This is a genomic window from Ramlibacter cellulosilyticus (assembly GCF_014297465.1).
GTDB classification, from domain to species: domain Bacteria; phylum Pseudomonadota; class Gammaproteobacteria; order Burkholderiales; family Burkholderiaceae_C; genus Ramlibacter; species Ramlibacter cellulosilyticus.
The window spans coordinates 1-10,043 of record NZ_JACORT010000018.1 but is presented as its reverse complement, the minus strand read 5'-3'; the positions used below and the strand labels follow the sequence as shown (position 1 = coordinate 10,043).

The following is a 10,043-nucleotide window of genomic DNA, read 5'->3' as shown; positions in this document are numbered from 1 at the left end:
TGGCGCAACCATCGTTGCCCGTCGGGCGCCAAGACGCGAGAGTATCGATACCGGACCACTCCCGACTGGTACGGGATTTCGGCAAGGTTCAACTCAGCGCGGTCTGACATTGCGGTCTAACGTGAAGGTGACCGGCACGTTGCGGCAAGGCGCCGCGAGGTGCAGGATATCCAACGGCGCCTCGCGGCGCCTTGCCGCAACGTGTCCGAGTCGACCGACCTGTTAAGTCGCAGCGCGCGCACTTCCCGCCCCCTTTCGGAACCAGAGCATGCAGCCAAGGAGTGTGCCTCCCACCAGAACGAGCAGGCCGAGGTAGTTGTACCAGGTGGACGGCTCACGTGAGCCCGCCATCAGTAGGACCCCGATGATCGCAAGGATGCACGCGCTCGCGATTGCGACGGTCCTGGCCGAGCTTCGAGCCATCGCAGTTCCCGTCCAGGCTGCGACGGCCACAAAGAGGAAACGACTAAGAAGATCAGAAGCAACAAACGCGATGGATGATCCGCCTTCCGCTCCAAAGATTGGGAGGGCCAGCCCAGCGAGTACCGCCTGAGCGAAGCTGCCAGCGCTGACCAGAATGAGCACAAGAACGACGGCCAACGCGATCTTGGGGCGGGAAGTCGGGCGCGACATCGGTTCTGCGATTTAACGTGAAGGTGACCGGCACGTTGCAGCAATGCGCCGCGAGGTGCAGGATATACAACGGCGCCTCGCGGCGCATTGCTGCAACGTGTCCGAGTCGACCGACCAGTTAGGCGGCAGCGCGCTCATTGCCACCCCCGCGGATCCCACACTCGCTGCACTCGCTCCCAAATTTCCTCCGACATCTGCGACTGCCAAACTCCACCCAGAACGTGGGCGAACTTGGGGTTCGCGACTGCCTCCGCCTCCACCCGCTCTATAAACTCGGGGCCGTGCAGGCAGAGCAGGTCCTCAAGTGCGCCGGCAGCGAGAACACCAAGATGGGGTTCACAGATCGGCGTATTGAGCGCCACCAGAATGAACTGCCAGGCGCGCTCCGGTTCTTCACGAGCATCATCGACCGGCTCCATACAGGCCCAGTCGTACTGCTCCTTTTCCACTGGGTCAGGCGACCAGCCTCGAGCCCAACACTCGGCCAGGTACTCAAGTGGCCTTCCGAGCTCCTTGTACCGATGGTAGGTGTTCATGCCGTCTAACGCAGAGGTGACCGGCACGTTGCGGCAAGGCGCCGCGAGGTGCAGGATATCCAACGGCGCCTCGCGGCGCCTTGCCGCAACGTGTCCGAGTCGACCGACCTGTTATGCCGCACGGAGCACCTCCTTCTCAAAGCGCTCCATCTGCGGTGTGAGGTCACCAAAGAGAGACCAGTAGTTCGCAATCCCGCGTTCCACCATGTCCTTCGCCTCCTCAAGGACGTCAAACTCTACGACGAGCGGCTGGCCTTCACTCCAGTGCTTCAGCGCATTGCGCGCGTGATTGGCGCGGTCGGCGACCGTCTTGACGGTGATCTCAGACCCATACAGCTTTCTGTAGATCGCGGCGACGGACTTCGAGAGTTCTTGGAGTCTCGGCTCCTGGCCTTGCGCGCGTAGAACCTGCCCGAAGATTTCATCAGCGGCTCCGGCGAGCGTGATCACGGAGAACTGGTCTTGGCCTTCGAAATACAAGGACAGCGCCGTCTCAAGCTGGCGCGTGGCCATGTCCAAGCGGTTGTGCTTCTCGACTGCCACCTACTTCCCCTGTGCGGTATAACGTGAAGGTGACCGGCGACCAACATGAGCGAGCGCAGCGAGCGTATGAAGTTGGGCGTCCGAGTCGACCGTAGTGTTATACCGCGACCTCCCTCCGAGATCTTGGCCGCGATGCCTGCAAGCGTGCGGCCCACGACGGCGTTGCAAGACGACGCATGCGACGGCCTGCCCCGACGGCATGCGAGTCACAACAGCTGCTTGCGACAGGCTTGAACCTGCGGCGGTTCCGACTGCGCTCAATGAGGGCGGTGCTTGCCTGGGGCGCAATGCCCGCGACGGCACTTGCACGACAACGACAAGGAAAGCGGCGGCCGTTCGAGGCGTGCCCACGGGGCGAAGCCTGGACGCTCCAACGAGCGGTGCCGCTCGCGGGGGGCGCAGCGCTGGAAGCTTGAGGACGGTCTCCGGCGTCAGCGGACCCACGGCGTCGGTATAACGTGAAGGTGACCGGCACGTTGCGGCAAGGCGCCGCGAGGTGCAGGATGTCCAACGGCGCCTCGCGGCGCCTTGCCGCAACGTGTCCGAGTCGACCGACCTGTTAGAGCGCAACGCCACAGCCCTCATCTACCAGTGCACGCGCCACCGGCCTCCACCGGTGCACGCACTGCAATGCGCAATGCTGCGCCAATCATTCCGTCCCTCCAGCTTGAGCAAACCCTTTTCCGCTTGATCGCCCTTGAAGGCAGGCTTCCAATTGCCGGCCTTGTGATTGCAGGCGCCAGTCGGGACAAGAGTATCAACGCCCCCACCGCTACCGATCTTCTTGTAGTACCTAATCTCTCCGCTAGATGGTGGCGTCGGACCAGCCGGCGCATCTTCGGGCGAAGTTGCCGCATCCAGATCATCGCTTTCGGCCGGCTCATCGCGCTGATGCTCCAGCGCGGCGAGCTTCCAACGAAGGCGCGCCAGTTCGCCTCGCGCTTCCTGAAGTTCGCTCGAAAGGCGGGCATTCTCGTCAACTATGGAGCTCAGCTCGCGCTCCCTCTCGGCAGCATTTAGTGCCTGGAATCGCTCCTTCGTCGCAGCGTTCTGAATCTCTCGAATCGCCGCAGGAGGAAGAACCGTCAGTGCGGCAGTCGACATCACAATGCGGCGAACAGAAGCCACAAACCGGTTCATTCCGGCTGCATCCGTCCCAAATGAAGCCGCAAGCCGTTGGGCGCGCCAAACTATCCCTTCGAATACGCCATTCCGTCGAGCTTGGGGCCAATAGAGCCTAACGGCTCCCAGATAGCAGGAATTCTGCGGACCCAAGGCATCGGTTAGTGCCCAGGACGATTCCGCGTCAACGAACGCCACGTCAGCGAGGCCGATCAAGTGCTCAGCCAGCCTTTGTGGAAGGTCCTTCCAGACTGCTTCATCTTGATCCGTCGAAACGACCACGATCGGAAAACGACGCCCCGGAGCGCGAAGAGCGTCGCACAATGAAGCGATTCCATTGGGAGTGGTCGCATCGAACGCCAGGCCCACAGGAAGTTCCTGATTCCCAAACTTCCACTCGGAAAAACGCGTGATTAGCGCCCGCACGATCCACGGACACCGAGGATTCAGATTCATTGGCGCGACCACCGCCTTGCCGGGGGCGGCAGAGAGGGAGACGCACACTGCGATGTTCTGCCCCACACTGGCCACCTGAACACTCGTAGTGAACGTCGCGCCCGTGTGCGCAGTCTCTAGGAGCTCAATTTCGCGGAGGCTTCCCTCTTTTGTCTCAAGCAGCTTGCGGGAGAACTGGCCCGTACCGTCCCCAGACTCCGACTGGAAGTCCCCATCTGCAGCCCTCGGATCAGCGGCCCCCTTGTGAGTAAGCCATTCGTCTACGATTTGATCGATTGCCTGCAGACGGCCGGATACGTCGGAGACGACAGACTCGAAGCAGTAGGTCGCGAGACTTTGCATGCGTGTGATAAGAAGTTCTCACGCAATATATAGCCAATCCATTCACGCGCCCAGAGTAGCGACCCGGTCACCCAGAATGACCGGCGGCGCCCAAGCGGAGCATGACCTTGCGCTCTAACGTAAAGGTGACCGGCACGTTGCGGCAAGGCGCCGCGAGGTGCACGATATCCAACGGCGCCTCGCGGCGCCTTGCCGCAACGTGTCCGCGTCGACCGACAAGTTAGGCCTCATGGAAGCGGGCGTAATGCGTCTCGATGAACCCATGCTTGCCAACCACGGCAGGCTGCGCCGCCCACTCCAGCACCTGCACTCGAACGTAGCGGTGATCCCGATAGTCCAATTGGTCCCAATCAAAGAATGAGATGAACCCGAGCTTCGCTTCGCGAGTGACTTCTTCCAATGGGTAGTCCCAGTAGCCAGAGTCGATCTCGCGGTTCAGCATGATCGGCGCGAACTCGCCGTTTCGCAATGCCACCCGGATTCCATGATTTAGCGTGCCGTACTCGACACCATCAAGACCGGTTGGCTCTATCACGAGCTTTTGAAAGAGCAGATTCTCGACTTCTCGATAGCGTTCTTCCAGCACCCAGCCTCGGTTGTCCGGGTATGGGTCGTCCAGGCGGAAGAATTGGTTGAACAGCTCGCGACTTGCGAGACGGAACCGATGCATGTGATCGTGCAGGTTCATGTGAGGTCTAACGTGAAGGTGACCGGCACGTTGTGGCAATGCGCCGCGAGGTGCAGGATATCCAACGGCACCTCGCGGCGCATTGCCGCAACGTGTCCGAGTCGACCGACCTGTTAGATGGCATGCTCCACCGCCTGCATGAATTCTTCGACCAACTTGGCGACCTCCTTTGGTCGAGTCTGCAGCAGAAAGTGCGGTCCGACAAGTTCCTCCGCTCTGCTTCCTGGCACGTTGTCCAAGATGATCTCAGAGGCGGCAGCGGGCACGACGCGATCTTCTGAGGCCCTCAGGTACATGAGCGGAACGGAGATCGAATGCAGTGTCGCAACAACATCGACGCCGATCACGGCAGTCAACCTGGCCCGGAGTGCGGATGGAGAGACCTGGGCAAGGGCTCGCGAAAGCGCTTCGCGCAGTTCGGGCGTTGAGAACCGGCCGGCGAGGAACCACATGAGCGGATCAATCGGGGGTCGGTCAGGCAGCCAATTCACCAAGGCGCGTAGCGGCGCGAGACCCGGGCGAGGATTCCGCGCAAAGCTGCAGCACGAGACAACTCCACGAAGAGAAGGCGGGCGGCGCGCGGCAATGGAGAGCGCGATCGGTCCGGAGAACGACTCGCCCAATAGGAGGTATGGCTCCTCGGGCGGCAGCTCTGACAAGACGAGTTGCTCGAGCTCGGTGTAGCCCAGCGCGCGGTCGGTGGGGTACCGGATGATCTGGGTGTCCAGGCGCACTGCATTGACGAACGCGCGAAACAGTTCGCCCGTTCCATCCATCCCGGGCAAGAGCACGAGCAGCGTCATGCCATCTAACGTGAAGGTGACCGGCACGTTGCGGCAAGGCGCCGCGAGGTGCAGGATATCCAACGGCGCCTCGCGGCGCCTTGCCGCAACGTGTCCGAGTCGACCGTTCTGTTAGACCTCACGACCCCTACGCGATAGCCCATGTGAGTTCCTTGGTAGGGTGGCGAGGCGGCCCAGGCGGAACTGGGCACTCGGCGAAACTGATTCCTGAATTCCTTTGCCGGTAGGAGGACACGATCTGAAAGCTTGGACTCCCCTCGACAGCGGAGATGAAATCTTGGACCTGCTGCTTGTTCCAGCAATCGAAAGCAGCGACCGCCGGCTTCAGCTGAAAAATCTCGAGCGTCGTCTTGAAGCCGACGCTGAGACGCAGCTTGAATCCTTGCGGCCATTCCCAAGACTCTGGGCTCCGCTCTCCAGTACGTAAGATTCGATTCACCCCAAACTCGTAGTCCAAACCACGGCCTCGGTCTAGCAGTTCGAAGTACGCCACCAATCCGTCTCCCTCATTCGGCCACACGCCATCAATGTGAGTCGATGCCCAATGCTCCGTCGCGATGCGAAGCACGTCGGCCGCGCCCAGAGACTTCAAAGGATTGGCGCACGAACGAAGATGTTCGCGCAGGGACTTTTCGAGCTGCTCAGGTGCCACGATGTGAGGTCTAACGTAGAGGTGACCGGCACGTTGCGGCAATGCGCCGCGAGGTGCACGATATCCAACGGCGCCTCGCGGCGCATTGCCGCAACGTGTCCGAGTCGACCGACAAGTTAGACATCACTCGTCCCCTTCTTGCCCCATCCGCTTCCAGACCTCGAGGTTCAATTTCTGGAGGATCTCGCGCGGCACTTTCTTCTTCGGGATGAAGCCAAACGCTACGCCACGTGCGACAACTGTAGCGTCGTCCAAACCCTGGTACCTAGCCCAGAGATCACGTGAGTCGCGTTGGTGGAACGCATGGATGTCCGCCAGCAGGTCGGAGCTAAGCCTTTGCTTCTTGCGCCATTCGCGAAACGAGGCATCGAGATCTGCAAGAACTGTTCGAGCCTCCGCCTCGTAGACCTCCGAGGCAAGCTCTCGCAGAATGGCTCTCTCGGAACGGTTGAAACCCATCAGGCGCTCACAAGTGAGGTCTAACGTGAAGGTGACCGGCACGTTGCAGCAAGGGGCCGCGCGGCGCATGATTTCCAACGGCGCTGCGCGGCCCCTTGCTGCAACGTGTCCGAGTCGACCGTTCTGTTATACCGCGCCCTCGGCTGCACTACTTGGCAGCGAGACTCGCAAACGCGCGGCCCACTACGGCCTTGAACGACGGCGCCTGCGGCGGCCTGGACCAAGAGCGTGCCAGGTGCAACGGCCGCTTGCGAGGGCCTTGAACCTACGGCGCTTCTGGCGGCGTTAATTGAGGGCGCTGCTCGCATCGGCCACGATGCCCGCGACAGCCCTTGCATACCAACGGCAAGGAAAGCAGCGGCGGTCCGAGGCGCGACGACGGGGCGCAAGCTTGATCGCCGAACGGACGGTTCCGGCCGAGAGGGGCGCGGCGTCGGAAACCTCATGACGCTTTCCGGAGTCAGCGAACGGCTGGTGTCGGTATAACGTGAAGGTGACCGGCACGTTGCGGCAAGGCGCCGCGGGGTGCAGGATATCCAACGGCACCTCGCGGCGCCTTGCCGCAACGTGTCCGAGTCGACCGACCTGTTAGAGCGCATGCGGCGCCTACACGGCATGGGCCCATCCCCACAAAGCAACTCCCGCAGCCAGCGCGACACACACGGCCCACAGCGAGAGCTCGATGGCAGCCCGAAACCCAAGCGCCGCGCCACCGATGGCATGTGCCCTTCCACGCAGGTAGAGGCCGGCAGCGTACGGAGCCACGCCGACGAGGCCAAAGCACCACACCCACCAGGAGACGCTTAGTTCGAGAGCAAGCAAGAGGGGCACGAGCGCGATGGCAATGATGGCTGACGTCACCCAGTAGCCACGGACGGCAACTCGGGCTGGAACCAACCACCGCGCGGAGAGAGCAACCGACACCGGGATGCAGGCTATGGCGCACACGATCGCAAGAGCAGAGCTGGATTTCATGCGCTCTAACGTAGAGGTGACCGGCACGTTGCGGCAAGGGGCCGCACGGTGCACGATTTCCAACGGCGCCGTGCGGCCCCTTGCCGCAACGTGTCCGAGTCGACCGACCAGTTAGACCACACGCTCGAAGGCTCCACGATTTGCGAGGGCATAGGCGCTTCTTCGTTCCGTTGCCCACCAGCCGACATCGTCCAGTTTGGAGTCGAGTTCGGCAAGAGCACTTTCCGAGAATGCTTTGAAGAGTTCACCGAGGTCGCCGCCCACACCGGCAGTGATTCCTCCGCGCCCGCTCGCCAGAAGGGCTTGGGCTTGAGAGATCAGATCGGCCGCCTCCGCAAGATCAAGGGCAAGGTAGCCTAAACGAGCAGATTCAAACAGCTCGGGGACATTGAATGCGGCCTGCGCAAAACCCCCATTCCCGACTTCCCACTCCAGGTAGCGAGAGGCGTAGAAGTACTGGAGCTCGATGGGAAGCGCCTTGAACGTTGCTTTGTCCGTGACACGCTCACAGACGAAAAACCATAGCGCGTCGTCGAACTCATCGCCTGGGATGTCTCCCATAGCGAATCGATCAAAGACGCTGACTAAGTCGCTACGCATGGCGGGGCGCTGCACGTGTGGTCTAACGTGAAGGTGACCGGCACATTGCGGCAAGGGGCCGCACGGTGCAGGATTTCCAACGGCACTGTGCGGCCCCTTGCCGCAATGTGTCCGAGTCGACCGACCTGTTAGCCATCACTCCACGCTCACTTCGATAAAGCTGCCCGGGTGCGCCGATTCGACCGCTTCAAGAACCTTCGCGGTGACGGCGCGGATCCGCGGCCAGCTCGTAGTGGATAAGACAACGACAGCCAGGCGGCGGCCGGCGAGATTCTGTTGGTACTTCAGGTTCTTGTCCGTCGTGACAAAAACCTCGAAGCCTTCAGCCTCCGCTGCGGCGATCAGCGCACCGTTCTGCAGCGTTCCCCAGCCCAATTCAAATGCAGTTTCGACGGAGTGTCCGATCAGCGCATGGCGCAATGGCGCCGGCGTACCCTGATCGAAAAGGACGCGCACTACACGACCGCCGCGGAACTCCGGGCAGCGTGCTCAAGAACCGCACGGACCTGGTCCAGGGACACGCCCGGGAACCACTGCACGAAGTCTTGGATTGACGCGCCATCCTCGAGGTTCTCAAAGAGAGCGGCAACAGGCACACGCGTGCCACGGAAGACCCAAGCGCCGCTAACGCGGCTAGGGTCTTGCTCCACGGCAGAACAGCTGGACCAGTCAATCATGGTGCTCATGCTAGCACTGACGACCGGTGACGGCTAACGTAGAGGTGACCGGCACGTTGCGGCGAGGCGCCGCGAGGTGCAGGATATCCAACGGCGCCTCGCGGCGCCTTGCCGCAACGTGTCCGAGTCGACCGACCAGTTAGCCTGCATACCGCACGTGGAGCGCGCTGAGGAGACGGCGCAACTTGTTGTGCGCACGTTTCGCCCGGCGAACATGAGAGACCTTGTACCAGGTGATTGGAGTGGTTTCCCACCCAAAGTACCTAACGATGTCCAATCCGTCAAGGCAGATCGTTGGCAGTCCGGCCAATTCAAGGGCCCAGCCCTTTGGAGTGAAGTGAATGAACTCGTTCCGAAAGTCATTCAGACGATCCATGCTTCGGTCGTGCGTTTGGCCAGGATGGAACGGACCAGCCCCGTGCACGTGAAAGTTGTTCGGATCTTTGGCCTTATCGTACAAGTTGAGGAACGAGTCCAAGCGGTCTTCAGGAAACGGAGCGCCGGCGTTGTAAGCCTTCATCCACTTGGCTGCGCCCTTCTCAGTCAACGTTAGCAGGCCGTTTCCATTCCACAGCGCCAGCACAAGGAAGCCTTGGACCGCGTTGTGCATTGAAACAAGAACCCACTTCCAGTGGTACGCGTCCGAGGCGGCTCGCGCAGCTTGCTCCGCGGCCCACTCCAGTGAACGTACCGCCTCCTCGCGCTCGTCGGTCCGGAGATGAGTCACTGGCCTGGCCATTGCAGGCTAACGTAAAGGTGACCGGCACGTTGCGGCAAGGGGCCGCACGGTGCACGATTTCCTACGGCGCCGTGCGGCCCCTTGCCGCAACGTGTCCGAGTCGACCGTTCTGTTAGATCTCATGGGGCGAAGTGCTTCCGTGCCACATATCTCCATAGATGCCAAACCTGGCGTGTTCTGGCATCGCATCCGTCAGCAGACCCTTGAGTGCGCGCACTGCGGCGAACGCACGCTTGACATTTCCCACTGTGATCTCCCGTTCGAGGGCAGATAACGGCGTATCAAAAGCGGTCTTCGCCAAGCCTACCTCCGGCAAGATGCTCTCCTTCACCACGAGCTCGGGCTTCGGATGCGCAATGTCGTTCCTGAAGCCGCCGAGGAATTGAAGGGTCGTCCAAGGCTCGTTCGCTTGGTCCCGAACAATTTCAAGCGCCCGAACTAGGAAGTCAAGCTTCTCGAGAGGACGGAGATGCTCGAAGGCCGGGTAGTCTTCGGCAACGCGAGATCCCACAGCATTCACCAAGCCCTCCACAGCCAAGGCAGTCATGACCATCGCCGCGAGGCACTTGTTGAACCGACCGACCTCAGACGCCTCTGCATCTCCGATCTCCATCTCCGCGGCATGCAGCAGCATGTGATGCGCGAAGAACGTGCGCTCTTCAACTCTCCGGAAAAGCTGCGGCTGGTTCATGAGATCTAACGTAAAGGTGACCGGCACGTTGCGGCAAGGGGCCGCACGGTGCACGATTTCCAACGGCGCCGTGCGGCCCCTTGCCGCAACGTGTCCGCGTCGACCGACCTGTTAGACGGCAGCGCGC

11 protein-coding genes are annotated in these 10,043 nt (G+C 61.4%); all 11 read right to left on the bottom strand.

From position 1 onward, the window contains the following. Window positions 1–767: 767 nt before the first annotated feature. The gene (locus H8N03_RS25830) at window positions 768–1,232 is read right to left on the bottom strand and encodes a DUF6869 domain-containing protein (protein WP_187079130.1); all 465 of its coding nucleotides are present in this window, start codon (window positions 1,230–1,232) and stop codon (window positions 768–770) included. Window positions 1,233–1,280: 48 nt separating this feature from the next. Further along, window positions 1,281–1,712, bottom strand: a complete 432-nt coding sequence (locus H8N03_RS25825; protein ID WP_187079129.1) for a hypothetical protein — start codon at window positions 1,710–1,712, stop codon at window positions 1,281–1,283. 585 nt (window positions 1,713–2,297) lie between these two features. Further along, window positions 2,298–3,632, bottom strand: a complete 1,335-nt coding sequence (locus tag H8N03_RS25820; protein WP_187079128.1) for a hypothetical protein — start codon at window positions 3,630–3,632, stop codon at window positions 2,298–2,300. A 220-nt stretch (window positions 3,633–3,852) separates the two neighbouring features. After that, window positions 3,853–4,320: a hypothetical protein gene (locus H8N03_RS25815; protein ID WP_187079127.1), complete on the bottom strand. Its 468-nt coding sequence runs from the start codon at window positions 4,318–4,320 to the stop codon at window positions 3,853–3,855. Window positions 4,321–4,433: 113 nt separating this feature from the next. Continuing rightward, a complete protein-coding gene (locus H8N03_RS25810) occupies window positions 4,434–5,186 on the bottom strand; it encodes an alpha/beta fold hydrolase (protein ID WP_222623176.1) in 753 nt (250 codons plus the stop codon). Window positions 5,187–5,250: 64 nt separating this feature from the next. Continuing rightward, entirely contained in the window at window positions 5,251–5,775 is a 525-nt protein-coding gene (locus H8N03_RS25805) for a hypothetical protein (RefSeq protein ID WP_187079126.1), read from the bottom strand. A gap of 123 nt (window positions 5,776–5,898) precedes the next feature. Then, on the bottom strand, window positions 5,899–6,312 hold the full coding sequence (locus H8N03_RS25800; protein WP_222623175.1) for a hypothetical protein: 414 nt from the start codon (window positions 6,310–6,312) through the stop codon (window positions 5,899–5,901). A gap of 1,008 nt (window positions 6,313–7,320) precedes the next feature. Continuing rightward, the gene (locus H8N03_RS25795) at window positions 7,321–7,824 is read right to left on the bottom strand and encodes a DMP19 family protein (RefSeq protein ID WP_187079124.1); all 504 of its coding nucleotides are present in this window, start codon (window positions 7,822–7,824) and stop codon (window positions 7,321–7,323) included. 120 nt (window positions 7,825–7,944) lie between these two features. Beyond that, entirely contained in the window at window positions 7,945–8,265 is a 321-nt protein-coding gene (locus tag H8N03_RS25790; RefSeq protein ID WP_187079123.1) for a DUF5615 family PIN-like protein, read from the bottom strand. Beyond that, window positions 8,265–8,486 (bottom strand): DUF433 domain-containing protein, encoded by a 222-nt coding sequence (locus tag H8N03_RS26670; RefSeq protein WP_187079122.1) that lies wholly within the window; start codon window positions 8,484–8,486, stop codon window positions 8,265–8,267. Before H8N03_RS26670 ends, H8N03_RS25790 begins: the two co-directional genes overlap by 1 nt. An 851-nt stretch (window positions 8,487–9,337) precedes the next feature. Then, window positions 9,338–9,916, bottom strand: a complete 579-nt coding sequence (locus H8N03_RS25780) for a hypothetical protein (RefSeq protein WP_187079121.1) — start codon at window positions 9,914–9,916, stop codon at window positions 9,338–9,340. Window positions 9,917–10,043: the final 127 nt, after the last annotated feature.